We start from the raw sequence: 16224 nt of genomic DNA on the forward strand, positions 1-16224 counted from the left end.
TTTCTCTTCCTTCATTATCCGGTTACAGCTCAATGGCGAAGTAATCGCGGGCGTTGTTAAAGCAGATGTTCTGCACCATTCCGCCCAGCAGCGCGATATCCCCCGGCGCTTCGCCTTTTTCTACCCAGCGGCCGATCATCTGGCACAGCAGACGGCGGAAATATTCGTGGCGGGTGTAAGAGAGGAAGCTGCGGCTGTCGGTCAGCATACCGACGAAGCGGCTTAACAGGCCCATCTGCGCCAGTTGGGTCATCTGCCGTTCCATGCCATCTTTCTGATCGTTAAACCACCAGGCTGAACCAAACTGCATTTTGCCCGGCTGCCCTTCCCCCTGGAAATTTCCGACCATCGTCGCCAGCACTTCGTTATCGCGCGGGTTCAGGCAGTAGAGGATGGTTTTGGGCAGCGCGTTATCACGGTTCTGCGCATCCAGCAGTCTCGACAGCGGTTCTGCCAGCGGGCGATCGTTAATCGAGTCAAAGCCGACATCCGGCCCCAGAAGCTGTAGCTGGCGGCGATTGTTATTGCGCAGTGCGCCAATGTGGTACTGCTGCACCCAACCCCGGCGGGCATATTCGGCCCCCAGCCACACCAGCACGGCGGTCTTGAACTGGGCGACCTCACTTTCCGGCGGGATCTGCCCACCGAGGCGGCGCGCCAGGATGGCATCCAGCGTCGCGTCATCCGCCTCGCCATACAGCACCACATCCAGCGCATGGTCAGATACCTTACAGCCGTGGGCGGCAAAGTGGTCGAGCCGCACGGTCAGCGCGCGTCGCAGATCATCAAAGCGGGTGATAGCGACATCGGCTACCGCAGACAGGGTGTGCAGATAGTCGGTGAATCCTTCCGCCTCTATATTGAATGCCTTATCCGGACGCCAGCTCGGCAGCACTTTCGTGGCAAAGCTGCCATCTTCGGCCAGTGCGCGATGATGGCGCAGGTCGTCCACCGGATCATCGGTGGTGCCAACCATTTTCACCTTCATCTGCTGCATGATGCCGCGCGCGCTGAAGGCCTCCTGCGCCAGCATTTCGTTGCACTGGTTCCAGATGGCATCTGCCGTCGCGGGCGACAGCAGCGTATTGGTAATGCCAAACGGACGGCGCAGCTCCAGATGCGTCCAGTGGTACAGGGGATTACCAATGGTGTCCGGCACCGTGCGCGCCCAGGCATCAAACTTCGCCCGGTCGCTGGCTTCTCCGGTACACAGGGCTTCCGCAACGCCGTTAGCACGCATCGCCCGCCATTTGTAGTGGTCGCCCTTCAGCCAGATGTCGTACAGATTGTTAAAACGGTAGTTTTCGGCAATTTGCTGCGGCGGCAGGTGGCAGTGATAGTCAAAGATCGGCTGGTCAGCGGCGTAATCATGGTAAAGCCGGCGGGCAAATTCACTGTCGAGTAGAAAGTCTTCACTCATAAAGCGTGACATGGGGTCTCTCCTGCTGGGTCTGATGCCAGTAAAGTTATCATACCAATTACGATTGCCGCTGAAATAATAGTGCGAATGCGATCACAAAAACATCACTATTTATCCGTGAATAACGCTGTCTTTCACGCCTTCAGAAGCTATCTTCCTGTGTTTTCAGTAGTTTTATTATCCCTCATTACAAAAATGGTTTTTGTGATGGCTCTCAACTTTTAAATCTGTATGACAAGTTATCGTGTCGGCGTTCGATACTGAGCAGGCAAGGTTGTCGTGAAATTACCGTGCGGGTGCTGTACGCAGCAGGCCGTCCCGCCCCTTACAGATGCACGTCCCCCTGACGTGACATCAACAATAATTACGGGAAGAGGTTTTAAATGCGTAAAATTAAAGGGTTACGCTGGTACATGATCGGTCTGGTGACCATCGGTACCATCCTGGGTTACCTGACGCGTAACGCCATTGCCGTGGCGGCCCCCACGCTGGAGACAGAGCTGCATATCACTACGCAACAGTATTCCTATATTGTTGCCGCCTATTCAGCCTGCTACACCATCATGCAACCGGTCGCCGGCTATATCCTGGACGTGCTGGGGACCAAAATCGGTTATGCCCTGTTCGCCATTCTCTGGGCGGTGTTCTGCGCCGCCACCGCGCTGGCAGGCAGCTGGGGTGGGCTGGCGATTGCCAGGGGGGCCGTGGGCGCCGCTGAAGCGGCCATGATCCCCGCCGGGCTGAAGGCCAGCAGCGAATGGTTCCCGGCGAAGGAGCGTTCAATTGCCGTCGGCTATTTCAATGTCGGGTCGTCGATTGGTGCCATGCTGGCTCCCCCGCTGGTCGTGTGGGCGATCGTGGCACACAGCTGGCAGATGGCCTTTATCATTACCGGCGTGTTGAGCATGATCTGGGCGCTGTGCTGGCTGGTGTTCTATAAGCATCCGAAAGATCAGAAGAAACTGGATCCTGAAGAGCGCGAATACATCCTTTCCGGCCAGGAAGCCCAGCATCAGACCCATAACGGCAAAAAAATGTCCGCCTGGCAGATCGTGCGTAACCGTCAGTTCTGGGGCATTGCCCTGCCGCGCTTTCTGGCGGAACCCGCCTGGGGCACATTCAACGCCTGGATCCCGCTGTTTATGTTCAAGGCGTACGGCTTCAACCTTAAAGAGATTGCGATGTTCGCCTGGATGCCGATGCTGTTTGCTGACCTCGGCTGTATTGTCGGGGGCTATCTGCCGCCGTTCTTCCAGCGTGTGTTTGGCGTTAACCTGATCGTCTCGCGCAAGCTGGTGGTCACCATGGGGGCGGTACTGATGATTGGCCCGGGCACCATCGGGTTGTTTACCAGTCCTTATGCCGCTATTGCTCTGCTGTGCGTTGGCGGTTTTGCCCATCAGGCACTTTCCGGTTCGCTGATCACCCTCTCTTCTGACGTTTTCGGCCGCAATGAAGTGGCCACCGCAAACGGGCTGACCGGTATGGCAGCCTGGACCGCCAGTACCATGTTCGCCCTCGTTGTCGGCGCGCTCGCCGATACCATGGGGTTCAGCCCGCTGTTTGCTGCGCTGGCGGTGTTTGACCTGTTAGGGGCGGTCGCCATCTGGACACTGCTGAAAAATAAACCCATTTCCGAGCTGGAGCAGGAGAAAAAAGAGAAAATGACCGGGGTGGTGACACAGCATTCCGCATAATTCCGCGGACGGCCCCTGCAGTATCCTCACTGTAGTGGCCGCCCTTTTGTTTTGGTCGGCCAGTCGCGCAGACCGGCCCCGTGGGGCAGAGCATGAACCAGGGTGACCACAATCGCAGGGCCGCCCTGCAGGACACCGCGATGTCGTGGCGGATTTCATCTCACACCGAGTACCGTTTTTGCAGGAGGGTCGACCCGCCACCGTGAAAAGTGGTATAACAAATTCCATTATCAGTGTGACCTGAAGGGGAACGTGGATCATGGAATTAACCGAGTCGCGCCGTCTCTATCAACAGCTGGCCGCCGAGCTGAAAAGACGCCTGGAACAGGGCATTTACCCGGTGGGTGAAAAATTACCTGCGGAGCGGTTTATTGCAGAAGAGATGGGCGTCAGCCGGACCGTGGTTCGGGAAGCGATCATCATGCTGGAAGTGGAAGGCTACGTTGAAGTGCGGAAAGGTTCCGGTATCCATGTCATTTCCCAGCGCCAGCAAAATCGCGTCGCCACCAGCAGTCAGCTGGAGTTTGCCAGCTTCGGGCCCTTTGAACTGTTGCAGGCCCGTCAGCTGATTGAAAGTAACGTCGCCGAGTTTGCCGCCACCCAGGTGACGCGCCAGGACATCCTGCAGTTAATGGCGATCCAGACTCAGGCGCGGAAAGAAGATCGTTTCCGCGATTCCGAATGGGATATGAAATTCCATGTGCAGATTGCGCTGGCGACGCAAAACAGCGCGCTGGCGGCCATTGTAGAAAAGATGTGGTTACACCGTCTGCACAACCCGTACTGGCTAAAACTGCATGAACATATTGATGAGAAGTCGATTGAAAGCTGGTGTGAAGATCATGACAATATCCTGAAAGCCCTGATGCGCAAGGACCCGGCGGCCAGTAAGCTGGCCATGTGGCAGCACCTGGAAAACACTAAACAGATGTTATTCCATGCCACAACAGATGACTTCGAATTTAACGTTGACCGCTACATGTTTGCTGAAAACCCGGTCGTCATGCCAGAAACAGTGGCAAACAGCGAAAAATAGCACTCTTCATCCAGGCTGAGTTAACTCCTTGAGTCAAAATACCTTCAGTAGTGTCAGCCTGTGTAAAACTCCTTCCAGACAACGCAGTACAACGGTAAAACATCGTTAGCGCTGTGTTTCTTCCTGTCCAGGCTTGCGTAATTTTGTTACAGTTATCTGCCTTTTTTACCCTTTCCTGCGCGGGTAAATAAGGAGAGGTCATATTCACCAGCCATGCTGTTCCGCCGCCCGTTTTATGCTTATCTGCACCAATATAACGATGAATTAAGTGTGCAAAAAAGATGAAACAGGCCAACTATGACGTTCAGGACTATTAATGGATATTTTCAAATCTCTGGTGCACGCTCTCTGGCAACAGGATTATGCCACCCTCGCTGACCCGACGCTGGTATGGGCGATTTACTTTGTTCTGTTTATGATTCTGTTCCTCGAAAACGGACTGCTGCCCGCCGCCTTTCTTCCGGGTGACAGCCTGCTGATTCTGGTCGGCGTGCTGATAGCCAAAGGGACCATGAATTTTGCCCTGACAGTGTGTGTCCTGACCACGGCGGCCAGTCTTGGTTGCTGGGTAAGTTATATACAGGGCCGATGGCTGGGAAATACGGTCACCGTGCAAAAATGGCTGTCCCATCTGCCTGCGCAATATCATCAGCGTGCCCATCAGATGTTTCACCGCCACGGTCTTTCCGCGCTGCTGGTGGGCCGCTTCATCGCTTTTGTCCGTACGCTGCTGCCCACCATTGCCGGCCTTTCTGGCCTGAGCAATGCCCGTTTTCAGTTTTTCAACTGGATGAGCGCCCTGCTGTGGGTGCTGATTTTGACCGTGATGGGATACGCGCTGGGTAAGACGCCGATTTTCCTGAAGTATGAAGATCAACTGATGTTCTGCCTGATGTTACTGCCCCTGTTTTTACTGGTGTTTGGCCTGTGCGGTTCGCTGTATGTCCTGTGGCGTAAGAAGCAATCCACCAATGAGAAAGGAAACTCATGATGCCAGGTTTTATGAAATTACCGACGCGTATTCTGCGCCTGCTGCCGCTGATGGCGATGATGACCATCGCTCTGCTGGCTCTGGCCCTGATGCCCAGCCTGTTTCGCAGTGAAAACGCCCTGCAGATCCGGGCTGCCCGTCAGGGGATCAGCCTGCCGGATGGCTTTTATGTTTATCAGACGCTCAATGCACAGGGCATCCACATAAAAAGTATCACTCCCGAACAGAATTCGCTGATTATCAAATTTGACTCTATGGAGCAGAGCGCCGCCGCCGAAAAAGTGCTGCGTAAACTGTTGCCCTACGGCTTTGATATTGCGCGCCATGATAATAATGATGCGGCTGCCTGGATAAATCGCATCAGCCTGCGGCCACAGTCTGTCGGCTGATTCCCCCGCCCCTTCACCGGGGCTATCCGTGAGAATATTCTCTGTTTTTGAGGTTTTGCTATTTTCTGTCTATGCTTCATAAGCAGTAAAATGCGATACACCTGTTTCAGGACAACGATATCCGGCACTTGATATCTCGCAAAGGAAGGTCACAACCGCGATGAAAAACCACTTTATTCTGGGCGTTAGCCTGCTAACACTCGCCACTTTCTCGCAGGCAGATACGCTCTGTCAGCAGAAAGAACAGTCTATCCGGCATGAAATCGATATGGCGAAAAAACACGACAATCAGCGTCGGGTTAACGGTCTTGAACGGGCGTTAACGGAAACCCACGCGAACTGTAGCGACGCCGGTTTGAAAGAAGCACACCAGGACAAGATCAGGCAGCATGAGAAAAAAGTGGCCGAGCGGGAACAGGAACTGAAACAGGAAAAAGCGGAAGGAAATGACCGCGAAAAGATTGCTAAACGCGAACAGAAACTGGCTGATGCCCAACATGAGCTGAAGGAAGTGCAGAGTACAGCCTGGTAAGGGCCACACTCTGCCAACGTCATTAAAACTAAGGTAAAGGAGTTTTCAATGTCTAAAGATACTACATCAGAACATCTGCGCGCCGAGCTGAAAAACCTGGCTGACACCCTGGAAGAAGTATTAACGACCTCCGGTGAGAAGTCTAAAACCGAGCTGGACAAACTGCGCAGCAAGGCCCAGAGCGCACTGAAAGAGACCCGCGCCCGTCTGGGTGATTCCGGCGACCGCATTGCACAGACCACCCGCGAAGCGGCAGAGCGTACCGATGTGTACGTGCGCGATAACCCGTGGACCAGCGTAGGTATTGGCGCCGCAGTTGGCGTAGTCCTGGGCGTACTGCTGACCCGTCGTTAATATGGCAGAACATCAGCCAAGCCACGGCCCCGGCAAAGGGGTCTTAAACATCGGTCAGCGAATTGTTACTACTCTGGTGGGGATAGTGGAAACACGCATCCGGCTGGCGGTAGTAGAGCTGGAAGCTGAAAAAGCCAACCTGATACAGATGCTGTTGATGGTGGGCCTGACGATGCTGTTTACTGCCTTTGGTCTGATGAGCCTGATGGTGCTGGTTATCTGGGCGGTGGATGCGCAGTATCGTCTGATGGCCATTGCCATTACGACCGGCGTGCTGTTTGCACTGGCGCTGATTTTCGGTCTCTGGACGCTGGCTAAATCACGTCGTTCAACGCTTCTTAGCGCCACCCGCAAGGAGCTGTCGGAAGACCGCAAGCTGCTGGAGGATGACTGATGAGCCGCGAACGGAACGCACGTAAAGCTGAACTGCTACGGCAGATCCAGCAGCAGCGGCTGGATCTGAGCGCCGGGCGTAAAGCCTGGCTCGATACTACGGCTCGCTACGACCATGGGTTTTTGACGCTGCTCAGTGCCAAACGTTGGCTGACCATCGGCAGCGGGGTCATGGCAATCTGGTCCGTGCGTAATCCGCGGTTTATGGGCCGCTGGGCCAGGCGTGGCCTCGGTGCCTGGAGCACCTGGCGCATGGTACGTAACTATCTGCCGCGCCGATAATCTTCTGCACTAGCGGCCGCAGCGATGCTGCGGCCGCTCCTCCCCCAGTTTTCTTGAATAACTTCGACAGATTATCTCGCTTACAATGTTTTGCGTCCCNAATCCGGTCGGGCCGCTTGCACGACCAACTATTCTTGTTTGGGGATAATCATGAAAAAATTAGAAGATAGCGGTATTGTGCTGGCTCGCATCCTGATGGCCATTCTGTTTGTTGTGGCTGGCTGGGGTAAGCTGACCGATTATGCAGGCACTCAGCAGTTTATGGCTTCAATGGGTATCCCTGCACTCTTCGTGCCCCTGACTGTGTTGCTGGAATTTGGTGGCGGTCTGGCGATTATGTTCGGCTTCCTGACCCGTACCACCGCGCTGATTACCGCCATCTTCACCGTATTGACCGCGATCCTGGCGCACAGTAACTTTGCTGTCGATGGCCCGACCATGTTCCTGAAAAACATCAGCATTGCGGGCGGTTTCCTGCTGCTGGCCATCACTGGTCCTGGCGCGCTGAGCCTTGACCGTCTGCTGGGTAAGAAGTGGTAATTCCACGCTACGCGTTATACTAAGGTTATCGGGGGGGTGAGGATCATATCCTCGCCCCTTTTACGTTACGGAAAGGAGCAACACTATGGGACAACTGATTGAGGGCGTCTGGCACGACCAGTGGTATGACACCAAAGCAACAGGCGGCCGTTTTAAACGTTCTGAATCCGCCTTTCGCAACTGGGTCACCGCCGACGGTGAAGCGGGCCCTACCGGCAAAGCGGGTTTTCGCGCCGAAGCCGATCGCTACCATCTGTATGTGTCTCTCGCCTGCCCGTGGGCACACCGCACGCTGATTATGCGCGAATTAAAAGGACTGACCGATCTGATTTCAGTCTCGGTGGTACATCCTCTGATGCTGGAAAACGGCTGGACCTTTGATGAAGATTTCCCTGCTGCTACCGGCGACAGCCTGTATCAGAACGAATATCTTTACCAGCTCTACCTTCACGCCGACCCACAGTATACCGGCCGCGTGACGGTCCCGGTGCTGTGGGACAAACAACAGCACACTATCGTCAGTAATGAATCAGCCGATATTATCCGCATGCTGAACAGTGCCTTTGACGGTGTTGGTGCGCGCGCCGGAGACTACTATCCGCAGGATCTGCATGCTGAAATTGATGAACTGAATGGCTGGATCTACGACACGGTCAACAACGGCGTGTATAAGTCGGGGTTTGCCACCAGCCAGCCTGCCTATGATGAGGCGGTAACCGCACTCTTTGCCTCGCTCGACCGCCTGGAAAACCTGCTGGGCCAGCATCGCTATCTTGCCGGGGAACACCTGACAGAGGCCGATATCCGCCTGTGGACCACGCTGGTGCGTTTCGACCCGGTGTACGTCACTCACTTCAAGTGCGACCGTCACCGGGTGAGTGATTACCTGAACCTGAACGGTTTTCTGCGTGACCTGTGGCAAACGCCAGGTCTGGCGGAGACGGTTAATCTTGAGCATATCCGTCATCATTACTACTGCAGCCATAAGACCATTAACCCAAGCGGGGTGATCTCACTGGGTCCGGCGTACGACTGGGATGTTCCTCACGGCCGTGACCGGCATTTCGGTTAACCGTTAGCAACCAGGGCGATTTTCACCTCGTCCTGGATGTTCCGCACCCTTTATTGATCTGGCACAAATTCCCCTCTTTCGCGCTTACGTATCTTTACTGACGTAAACACTTAAAACGAAATCACTACGGGGATGGAGCCATGATCAAATCTGTCGCAATCTGCCTTGCCGTTGTTATGCTCTGCTACGTCGCGTTTGTCGGGCACTATTACTATCAGACTTTTTCAACCTTCAGCAGCATTGAGCATGCTCAGGAAACCAACGCTGCGCCATAGCGCGCCTTCCCGCGGCGGGGGTTACCCCTGGCGTTTCGCCAGCAGTTTCGGGATTTCCCGCAGGCACCAGGACTTCGCCTCACCCATACTGTCACGCCGCCATGCCATAATAATGTCCACTTCGCGGGTGTATTCCGGGCTGACCACGCGCAGGCGACCTTCCGCGATATCCTTCTCCACCATCGTGTAGGGCATCGTGCCCACGCCCAGACCGGCCAGCAGTGCGCGGTGTTTATCTTCAATGGTGCTGACCGTCAACCGCTGCTGCTTGTCGAGCAGCGTCACTGTCAGTACCGGACGCTCACGGGCGGTATCTGCGACGGCAATCCCGCGATACTTGACGCGCGTGGTCTCCGACAGCGGTTCCGGCTCCAGATGAATAGGGTGCTCCGGGCTGGCGACATAGACGCTCATCAGCGTGTAGAGTTTGCGGGTATTGATCTCGGATGACGCGCGAAAATGCATATCTGGCGCAATCACAATATCAGCCCGCCCCTGCTCCAGGCGCTCCCAGGCACCGGCCAGCACTTCGGTCATCAGTGAGACCTGGGTATTGGCTTTATCAGCCAGCTTCCCAACCAGCGGAAACAGCAGTTCGGTGGACACCAGCGCTTCGGTAGCGATGGTCAGATGGGTTTCCCAGCCGCGCGCCAGCGCTTCAGCATCGGTGGTTAGTTTATCGGCGGCTTCCAGCAGTACGCGCCCCCGCTCCAGCAGCATTCTTCCGACATTGGTAAATTTTGTACGGTGGCCAGAGCGGTCAAACAGCACGACATCCAACTCCTCCTCCAGCTTCTGCATTGTATAACTCAGTGCGGAGGGGACGCGACCCAGCTCATCCGCGGCGGCGGCAAAGCTTCCGCGACGGTCGATAGCATCCATCACCCGCAGCGCTTCCAGCGTCAGAGCACGATCTTTAGCCATAGTAATTCTCTGTCAGGAAATTTGAATATTGCCAGCAGATTAACTGGCTAACAATCCGGCGTCCAGAAACTTACCATAACAGGATAATAAACGGCGGGATGTTTCCGGCCGATAAGGAGAAAAGTATGATCACCAGTCGAACCGCAGAGCAGTGTGGCAAAGCCGATTATGGCTGGCTGCAGGCACGCTATACCTTCTCCTTTGGTCACTATTTTGATCCTCAACTGCTTGGCTACGCGTCATTGCGTGTGCTGAATCAGGAAGTGCTGGCACCAGGGGCTTCCTTCCAACCCAGAACCTATCCTAAGGTCGATGTACTGAACCTGATTTTACAGGGTGTGGCAGAGTATCGTGACAGTGAAGGTAACCACGTAAGGGCACAGGCAGGCGAGGCCCTGCTGCTGGCAACGCAGCCAGGCGTCAGCTACTCCGAGCACAACATCAGTAAAGAGGTCCCTCTGACGCGTATGCAGCTGTGGCTGGATGCCTGTCCTGAGCGTGAAAATAACGCGGTGCAGCAGATGCCCGTATCTGAACATCTGCGCTATATGCTGATTGCCTCGCCAGACGGCAGCGCGGGCAGCCTGCAGTTACGTCAGCAGGTGTGGATCCATCAGGTGGTGCTGGCACCCGGCGAAAGCTATACCCTGCCTCTGCACGGCACGCGAGCCTATCTGCAGTCGATTCATGGTTCACTGAAAGCGGCCACGGATTCTCAGCAGGAAGCCCTGACCTGCGGTGATGGTGCGTTCCTGCGCGAGGAGCAGAGCGTAACTCTTACGGCGGAGACCGCCCTGCGGGTGCTGGTTATCGATCTTCCGGTGTAACGGCCTCAGGGTCGTGACCTTCTGATGTTTCCGCGATGTCCTGGCACTCTGACAGTACCATCACAGGCTGGCGGCAGTGGGGATCGAGCAGCAGGCGCGTGGCATCCGGGCGGGAGTAATGGCCTGCCGGATCGTAAAGGAATTTGCACAGGGTAATCGCTGCGAGATCAACATCGGAAAACAACAGGCCTTCCTGATCCTCCGCCAGTGGCTGGGTCAGCAAGCGACCATCCGGGCCGTAAATCCTCGCATATCCGCCGCCTGTCAGCAGCACCTGGCGCATCTGATCGTCAACACAGTAGCTTTTAACTTCCTGTTCTGACACCACCGCACAGGCGAAAAGCAGGTAACACTGCCCTTCCGCAGCGTAACCCTGGGAGACAGCGGCATTCACCTCTCCGCTAAGGGAATGGAATCCGTTAATCGAAAAAGAGGGCCAGGCGGCGATATGGATCTGCTCATTTTGTGCATGCAGCGCATAACAGCTCAGGGGCTGCAAGTGTTCACCGCAGCAAAGTTGACCGATATGCCCCAGAGCAGTGCGGTGCACTTTCAGATGGCTGCCATCGCCTTCACCAAACAGCAGGCGTTCAACTGACGTCGGTTTAAGTTTACGTCTGACCTCAAGAGTATTACCGGCATCATCAATTAAGGCCTGGGAAATAAACAGCATCGCATTATATTTTTCACTGAAGCTGAAAGAGAGATAAATTTTATTATCTCGTGCTGCCTGTTGTAAACGCTGATACTGCGGTGAATCGGTTGATATTGACTGCCGGTGATAGGCCGTAATAAAGGGTGCCATATATGGAATATTACCCAGCCAGAGAAACCACGGGTAGCCGGGAAAAAAAAGCTCGGGAAATGCAATAAGCCGCGCACCCTGTCGTGCAGCATCGGCAATCAGCCCCAGCGCCTTATCAACAGAGGCATTCACATCCATACAGACCGGGGATGCCTGTACTACCGCGACACGAAAACGTTCATCACTCATTTTCATTTTCACTTATTCCTTTAAGATAAAAAACGGTGGCAAAAAGAGGCTTATTAATCTGCCTCACGTGCGGAGAGCGCCTGCCGACAATAAATTAAAGTGGTAGGGACAAAGAGACAATTGATGCTGATTAATTTTTATAGGTTTTAATAAAAACTTTTTGGAAAAGAAAGTCGTTCCCCTTCAGAAATAATGACACTAACGATGATACTTTCCCCTCAACGCAAAAACCCCGCCGGAGCCGGGTTTTCACTGAAGGGTTCGACGCTGGCCGGTAAGCCGCTTTCCTGCCATAGAGAGTGTCGTGGACAGTCGCGGGCGAAACCGCACAGAAAAGTAATACGCTTTAAAACGCAAAAACCCCGCCGGAGCCGGGTTTTCACTGAAGGGTTCGACGCTGACCGGTAAGCCGCTTTCCTGCCATAGAGAGTGTCGTGGACAGTCGCGGGCGAAACCGCACAGAAAAGTAATACGCTTTAAAACGCAAAAACCCCGCCGGAACGGGGTTTTCACTGAAGGGTTCGACGCTGGCCGGTAAGCCGCTTTCCTGCCATAGAGAGTGTCGTGGACAGTCGCGGGCGAAACCGCACAGAAAAGTAATACGCTTTAAAACGCAAAAACCCCGCCGGAGCGGGGTTTTCACTGAATGGTTCGACGCTGACCGGTAAGCCGCTTTCCTGCCATAGAGAGTGTCGTGGACAGTCGCGGGCGAAACCGCACAGAAAAGTAATACGCTTTAAAACGCAAAAACCCCGCCGGAGCGGGGTTTTCACTGAATGGTTCGAAGCTGACCGGTAAGCCGGGTTCTGTCGTGGACAGTCATTCATCTAGGCCAGCAATCGCTCACTGGCTCAAGCAGCCTACCCGGGTTCAGTACGGGCCGTACCTGGTGAACCCCTATTTGGCCTTGCTCCGGGTGGAGTTTACCGTGCCACGAACTGTTGCCAGCCGCGCGGTGCGCTCTTACCGCACCCTTTCACCCTTACCTGATCCCACTTGCGTGGGCCATCGGCGGTTTGCTCTCTGTTGCACTTGTCGTGGGCTTGCGCCCCCCAGGCGTTACCTGGCACCCTGCCCTATGGAGCCCGGACTTTCCTCCCCTCTGTCTGTCTCCCCCGAAGGAGGACGGCAACAAAGCGGCGACTGTCTGGTCAGCTTCGGCGCGCAGTGTATAGGGTTTTCACCTGGATGTCACTCACCCTGCTGTTCGAGCGCGTACTTATAGAGCGCATTTTTTTTCACGCCGTGGATCTCAGCGGTCAGCGCGGCGGCTTTCTTCAGCGGCAGCTCGGCCTGAAGCAGCGCCAGCGTGCGCAGCGCTTCCGGTGGCAGCGCCTCTTCCTCAGCGTGATAGCCTTCTACGATCAGCACCATCTCACCTTTACGACGAGTGTCTTCTTCCTGCACCCAGGCCAGTAGTTCCCCCACTGGCGCGCCGTGAATCGACTCCCAGGTTTTGGTGATTTCCCGCGCCAGCACCACATAGCGGGCGGGGCCAAGCACCGTCACCATATCCTGTAAGCTGTCCAGCAGGCGGTGTGTTGATTCATAAAAAATCAGGGTGCGTGGTTCCTGTTCCAGTTCGCGCAGGGTGTCGCAACGCCCTTTACTTTTGGCTGGCAGAAAACCTTCGTAACAGAAGCGGTCAGATGGCAGGCCAGCGGCACTCAGCGCGGCAATCGCGGCACAGGCACCCGGCAACGGCACCACCCGGATCCCTGCTTCACGGCACAGGCGCACCAGGTGATATCCCGGGTCGTTGATTAATGGCGTGCCGGCATCAGAAACTAAGGCTATGCTTTGACCTTCGCGCAGCTTCGCCAGCAAGACTTCCGCTTTCTGCTGTTCATTATGATCGTGCAATGCGAAGAGGCGCGCATTGATGGCGAAATGTTGTAGCAACAGCCCGGTATGACGTGTATCTTCCGCAGCGATCAGATCGACGCTCGCAAGCACCTTTAGTGCCCGCTGGGTGATATCGCCCAGGTTACCTATCGGTGTTGGAACGATATAGAGCGTGCTGGCAGAAATATCTGCCCGATCGTGTTGTTTCATTGTTTGATCCGAATTGCCGATTTAATATTGAGCATCTTGAAAAAAACATCACTGGATACAGTATGCTTCCTTCGAAAGTAGTTCACTGCAAAGCAGTACGCACCATGCCGCTGCTGCTGGCCGCCCTGATTTTTGCCGGTTGTACCGGCCAGGCTCCGCAAACGCCTCAGGCGAATGTACAGGGGGCTGCCACTGGCACCTCTGACTATTATCTTCAGCAGATGCAGCAAAGCGCAGATAATAACAAGGTTGACTGGCAATTACTCGCAATCAGAGCGTTGTTGAATGAAGGGAAGGTTCCTCAGGCCAACGATCAGCTCACGCAGGTGCCACAGGATCTCAATGCCACTCAGCGTCAGGAGCTGTTACTGCTCCAGGCACAGCTCAGTGTGGCACAGAAAAATCTGCCGGATGCCGTGGCAAAGCTGAAACAGCTTGATACCAGCGCCCTGTCCAGGGAGCAGCAGGTCCGTTACTACCAGTTGCAGATTGCCACCAGCGAGGGTCGCCCTTCGCTGGACGTACTGCGCGCCTGGATTGCCCAGGAGCCGCTGCTGACTAATCCGGCCGATAAGCAAAAGAACATTGATGCGACCTGGCAGACGCTGACGCAGATGACACCTGACCAGATGAACAGTCTGGCCATTAACGCCAGTGAAAACATCCTGCAGGGCTGGCTCGATCTGCTGGGCGTCTACCGCGCGAACGTCAGCGACCCGGATATGTTGAAAGCGGGTATCAGCGACTGGCAGACACGTTACCCGAACAATCCGGCGGCAAAAATGCTGCCTACCGCCCTCACACAAGTGCAGAACTTCCAGCCCGCCTCTACAGGGAAAATTGCCCTTCTGCTGCCGTTAAGTGGCCAGGCGCAGGTGTTCGCTAATGCCATTCAGAAGGGTTTTAACGACGCGAAAAATGGTGTGCTGGCACAGGGCAGCGCACCGTCAGCGGCAGTACCGGTTCAGGCACCTGAAGCGACTCAGGCCACCCCGGATGCCGTGGTCAGCCCGTCGGCTGCCCCTGACGCAGCAGCGAGCGCCGACGTGCAGCCCCAGTCAGCCCCGGCCAATAGCGTAGAAACGGCAGCGCCTTCTGCCAGTACCCAGGTTCAGGTTTACGATACCAGCACCCAGCCCATCGACCAGGTTCTGGCCCAGGCGAAGAGTGATGGTGCCACGCTGGTGGTCGGCCCACTGCTGAAAAATCACGTGGAAGCGCTGGCAAACAGCCAGACGCCGCTGAACGTTCTGGCCCTCAATGCACCGGAAAGCGTCCAGAACCGTCCGAATCTTTGCTATTTTGCGCTTTCTCCTGAAGACGAAGCGCGTGATGCTGCGCATCATATGTGGGACCAGGGCAAACGCACCCCACTGCTGCTGGTACCACGCACTTCGCTGGGCGACCGCGTGAGTAAAGCGTTTACGGCAGAATGGCAGAAGCTGGGCGGTAGCCAGGTGCTGCAGCAGCAGTTTGGTTCGAAAGCCGAACTGAAGCAGGGCATTAATAGCGGCGCGGGCATCCGCCTGAGCGGTACGCCGGTGAATGCACAGCCTGCCGCCGCGGCGGGCGTCACCATTGGAGGCCTGACAATCCCGGCCCCGGTGACCGATGCGCAGGTCAGCAGCAGCAACGGCAGCGTGGATTCAGTGTATATTGTCGCCACCCAGGATGAGATGGCGTTGATCAAACCAATGATCTCCATGCGCGTTAGCAGCCGTGATAATGTGGGCCTGTATGCCAGTTCCCGCAGCTATCAGGCAGGAGCCGGCCCGGACTACCGTCTTGAAGTGGACGGCTTACAGTTCAGCGATATTCCACTGCTCTCCGGTACCAATCCGGCACTGATGCAGCAGGCGGCAAAGTCGTTTAACAATGATTATTCGCTGGTTCGCCTGTATGCGATGGGCATTGACGCCTGGACGCTGGCAAACCACTTTAGCGAGATGCGTTCGCTACCCGGTTTCCAGATCCAGGGAGATACCGGCACACTGAGCGCAACTCAGGACTGCGTCATTAACAGGAAGTTAGTGTGGAGCCAGTATCGTCAGGGACAGATCGTTCCGGCCAGCTAAGCCGGCAGCAGCAGGGGGCGGCCCGCGAACGTCAGGCCCGCCATCTGCTGCAGGCCTCAGGTCTGCGTTTTATCGCCGCTAATGTGCGTTATCGTACCGGTGAAATTGACCTGATAATGCGCGATGGTCAGGTATGGGTATTTGTTGAGGTGCGCTACCGGCGCGACGCCCGCTTTGGCGGTGCCGCAGCCAGCATTACCCGCAGTAAACAGCAAAAACTGCTGCGTGCTGCGGCGCTGTGGCTGTATGGCCGGGGGCTGAGTGTTGACACCGCCGACTGTCGATTTGATGTGGTAGCCATCACCGGCGAACAGGTGGAGTGGTTACCCAATGCATTTACAGCAGAATAAGCGCCTGTTTTTGAAGGC

At 55.5% G+C, this 16224-nt stretch carries 18 protein-coding genes and 1 other RNA gene; 14 read left to right on the plus strand and 5 right to left on the minus strand.

The annotated features are described in order from the left end of the window. Nucleotides 1–22 precede the first annotated feature (22 nt). Nucleotides 23–1432, minus strand: coding sequence for a glucuronate isomerase (gene uxaC / locus IFU29_RS12990; protein WP_191934288.1), 1410 nt, complete (start codon nucleotides 1430–1432; stop codon nucleotides 23–25). Between the two features lie 371 nt (nucleotides 1433–1803). Here uxaC and IFU29_RS12995 point away from each other — a divergent pair, with 371 nt between their 5' ends. The 11 genes from IFU29_RS12995 (at nucleotide 1804) to IFU29_RS22660 (ending at nucleotide 8981) form a co-directional block, all read left to right on the plus strand. After that, nucleotides 1804–3117: an MFS transporter gene (locus tag IFU29_RS12995; protein WP_191934289.1), complete on the plus strand. Its 1314-nt coding sequence runs from the start codon at nucleotides 1804–1806 to the stop codon at nucleotides 3115–3117. Between the two features lie 259 nt (nucleotides 3118–3376). Then, complete coding sequence (gene exuR, locus IFU29_RS13000) at nucleotides 3377–4153, plus strand: transcriptional regulator ExuR (RefSeq protein ID WP_191934290.1); 777 nt, start codon at nucleotides 3377–3379, stop codon at nucleotides 4151–4153. A gap of 316 nt (nucleotides 4154–4469) precedes the next feature. Then, on the plus strand, nucleotides 4470–5144 hold the full coding sequence (locus IFU29_RS13005) for a DedA family protein (RefSeq protein ID WP_062745547.1): 675 nt from the start codon (nucleotides 4470–4472) through the stop codon (nucleotides 5142–5144). Then, complete coding sequence (mzrA, locus tag IFU29_RS13010) at nucleotides 5141–5533, plus strand: EnvZ/OmpR regulon moderator MzrA (protein ID WP_191934291.1); 393 nt, start codon at nucleotides 5141–5143, stop codon at nucleotides 5531–5533. Before IFU29_RS13005 ends, mzrA begins: the two co-directional genes overlap by 4 nt. A 160-nt stretch (nucleotides 5534–5693) precedes the next feature. Then, nucleotides 5694–6065: a DUF1090 domain-containing protein gene (locus tag IFU29_RS13015; RefSeq protein WP_191934292.1), complete on the plus strand. Its 372-nt coding sequence runs from the start codon at nucleotides 5694–5696 to the stop codon at nucleotides 6063–6065. 48 nt (nucleotides 6066–6113) lie between these two features. Then, complete coding sequence (locus tag IFU29_RS13020) at nucleotides 6114–6419, plus strand: DUF883 family protein (protein WP_191934293.1); 306 nt, start codon at nucleotides 6114–6116, stop codon at nucleotides 6417–6419. Between the two features lies 1 nt (nucleotide 6420). Continuing rightward, nucleotides 6421–6813 (plus strand): phage holin family protein, encoded by a 393-nt coding sequence (locus IFU29_RS13025; protein WP_191934294.1) that lies wholly within the window; start codon nucleotides 6421–6423, stop codon nucleotides 6811–6813. Beyond that, complete coding sequence (locus tag IFU29_RS13030) at nucleotides 6813–7094, plus strand: YqjK-like family protein (RefSeq protein WP_191934295.1); 282 nt, start codon at nucleotides 6813–6815, stop codon at nucleotides 7092–7094. The genes IFU29_RS13025 and IFU29_RS13030 overlap by 1 nt, the downstream gene beginning before the upstream one ends. A gap of 150 nt (nucleotides 7095–7244) precedes the next feature. Further along, entirely contained in the window at nucleotides 7245–7634 is a 390-nt protein-coding gene (locus tag IFU29_RS13035; RefSeq protein ID WP_191934296.1) for a DoxX family protein, read from the plus strand. A gap of 85 nt (nucleotides 7635–7719) precedes the next feature. After that, entirely contained in the window at nucleotides 7720–8706 is a 987-nt protein-coding gene (locus IFU29_RS13040) for a glutathione S-transferase family protein (RefSeq protein ID WP_191934297.1), read from the plus strand. Between the two features lie 140 nt (nucleotides 8707–8846). Beyond that, nucleotides 8847–8981: a hypothetical protein gene (locus tag IFU29_RS22660; RefSeq protein ID WP_274604291.1), complete on the plus strand. Its 135-nt coding sequence runs from the start codon at nucleotides 8847–8849 to the stop codon at nucleotides 8979–8981. Nucleotides 8982–9002: 21 nt separating this feature from the next. Here IFU29_RS22660 and IFU29_RS13045 read toward each other — a convergent pair whose 3' ends face one another. Continuing rightward, nucleotides 9003–9905 carry a LysR family transcriptional regulator gene (locus IFU29_RS13045; RefSeq protein WP_167550584.1) on the minus strand — a complete coding sequence of 301 codons (903 nt, stop codon included), beginning with the start codon at nucleotides 9903–9905 and terminating at the stop codon, nucleotides 9003–9005. A 125-nt stretch (nucleotides 9906–10030) separates the two neighbouring features. Here IFU29_RS13045 and IFU29_RS13050 point away from each other — a divergent pair, with 125 nt between their 5' ends. Then, entirely contained in the window at nucleotides 10031–10732 is a 702-nt protein-coding gene (locus IFU29_RS13050; protein ID WP_191934298.1) for a pirin family protein, read from the plus strand. Here IFU29_RS13050 and IFU29_RS13055 read toward each other — a convergent pair. From IFU29_RS13055 to rsmI, 3 genes are all read right to left on the minus strand, one after another. Further along, on the minus strand, nucleotides 10713–11732 hold the full coding sequence (locus tag IFU29_RS13055; protein ID WP_191934299.1) for a carbon-nitrogen hydrolase family protein: 1020 nt from the start codon (nucleotides 11730–11732) through the stop codon (nucleotides 10713–10715). The two genes, IFU29_RS13050 and IFU29_RS13055, sit on opposite strands and share 20 nt — an antisense overlap. A gap of 773 nt (nucleotides 11733–12505) precedes the next feature. Continuing rightward, nucleotides 12506–12885: RNase P RNA component class A (gene rnpB / locus IFU29_RS13060), an RNA gene on the minus strand. Between the two features lie 32 nt (nucleotides 12886–12917). Further along, entirely contained in the window at nucleotides 12918–13781 is an 864-nt protein-coding gene (rsmI, locus tag IFU29_RS13065) for a 16S rRNA (cytidine(1402)-2'-O)-methyltransferase (protein ID WP_191934300.1), read from the minus strand. A 62-nt stretch (nucleotides 13782–13843) separates the two neighbouring features. On the opposite strand from rsmI, the gene IFU29_RS13070 reads away from it, so the two are divergent. Further along, nucleotides 13844–15856, plus strand: coding sequence for a penicillin-binding protein activator (locus IFU29_RS13070; protein ID WP_191934301.1), 2013 nt, complete (start codon nucleotides 13844–13846; stop codon nucleotides 15854–15856). Then, nucleotides 15814–16206, plus strand: a complete 393-nt coding sequence (locus IFU29_RS13075) for a YraN family protein (protein ID WP_191934302.1) — start codon at nucleotides 15814–15816, stop codon at nucleotides 16204–16206. The genes IFU29_RS13070 and IFU29_RS13075 overlap by 43 nt, the downstream gene beginning before the upstream one ends. Nucleotides 16207–16224 lie beyond the last annotated feature (18 nt).

Origin of the sequence: Erwinia persicina (assembly GCF_014838825.1) — a bacterium.
In the GTDB taxonomy this organism is placed as follows: Bacteria; Pseudomonadota; Gammaproteobacteria; order Enterobacterales; family Enterobacteriaceae; genus Erwinia; species Erwinia persicina_A.

What these genes read in the sequence shown, in the direction of transcription:
- IFU29_RS13035 (WP_191934296.1), top strand. Translation starts at nt 7,245, where the DNA reads ATGAAAAAATTAGAAGATAGCGGTATTGTGCTGGCTCGCATCCTGATG.
- uxaC (WP_191934288.1), bottom strand. Translation starts at nt 1,432, where the DNA reads ATGTCACGCTTTATGAGTGAAGACTTTCTACTCGACAGTGAATTTGCC.
- exuR (WP_191934290.1), top strand. Translation starts at nt 3,377, where the DNA reads ATGGAATTAACCGAGTCGCGCCGTCTCTATCAACAGCTGGCCGCCGAG.
- mzrA (WP_191934291.1), top strand. Translation starts at nt 5,141, where the DNA reads ATGATGCCAGGTTTTATGAAATTACCGACGCGTATTCTGCGCCTGCTG.
- IFU29_RS13015 (WP_191934292.1), top strand. Translation starts at nt 5,694, where the DNA reads ATGAAAAACCACTTTATTCTGGGCGTTAGCCTGCTAACACTCGCCACT.
- rsmI (WP_191934300.1), bottom strand. Translation starts at nt 13,781, where the DNA reads ATGAAACAACACGATCGGGCAGATATTTCTGCCAGCACGCTCTATATC.
- IFU29_RS13005 (WP_062745547.1), top strand. Translation starts at nt 4,470, where the DNA reads ATGGATATTTTCAAATCTCTGGTGCACGCTCTCTGGCAACAGGATTAT.
- IFU29_RS22660 (WP_274604291.1), top strand. Translation starts at nt 8,847, where the DNA reads ATGATCAAATCTGTCGCAATCTGCCTTGCCGTTGTTATGCTCTGCTAC.
- IFU29_RS13020 (WP_191934293.1), top strand. Translation starts at nt 6,114, where the DNA reads ATGTCTAAAGATACTACATCAGAACATCTGCGCGCCGAGCTGAAAAAC.
- IFU29_RS13030 (WP_191934295.1), top strand. Translation starts at nt 6,813, where the DNA reads ATGAGCCGCGAACGGAACGCACGTAAAGCTGAACTGCTACGGCAGATC.
- IFU29_RS13070 (WP_191934301.1), top strand. Translation starts at nt 13,844, where the DNA reads ATGCTTCCTTCGAAAGTAGTTCACTGCAAAGCAGTACGCACCATGCCG.
- IFU29_RS13045 (WP_167550584.1), bottom strand. Translation starts at nt 9,905, where the DNA reads ATGGCTAAAGATCGTGCTCTGACGCTGGAAGCGCTGCGGGTGATGGAT.
- IFU29_RS13055 (WP_191934299.1), bottom strand. Translation starts at nt 11,732, where the DNA reads ATGAAAATGAGTGATGAACGTTTTCGTGTCGCGGTAGTACAGGCATCC.
- IFU29_RS13025 (WP_191934294.1), top strand. Translation starts at nt 6,421, where the DNA reads ATGGCAGAACATCAGCCAAGCCACGGCCCCGGCAAAGGGGTCTTAAAC.
- IFU29_RS13050 (WP_191934298.1), top strand. Translation starts at nt 10,031, where the DNA reads ATGATCACCAGTCGAACCGCAGAGCAGTGTGGCAAAGCCGATTATGGC.
- IFU29_RS13040 (WP_191934297.1), top strand. Translation starts at nt 7,720, where the DNA reads ATGGGACAACTGATTGAGGGCGTCTGGCACGACCAGTGGTATGACACC.
- IFU29_RS12995 (WP_191934289.1), top strand. Translation starts at nt 1,804, where the DNA reads ATGCGTAAAATTAAAGGGTTACGCTGGTACATGATCGGTCTGGTGACC.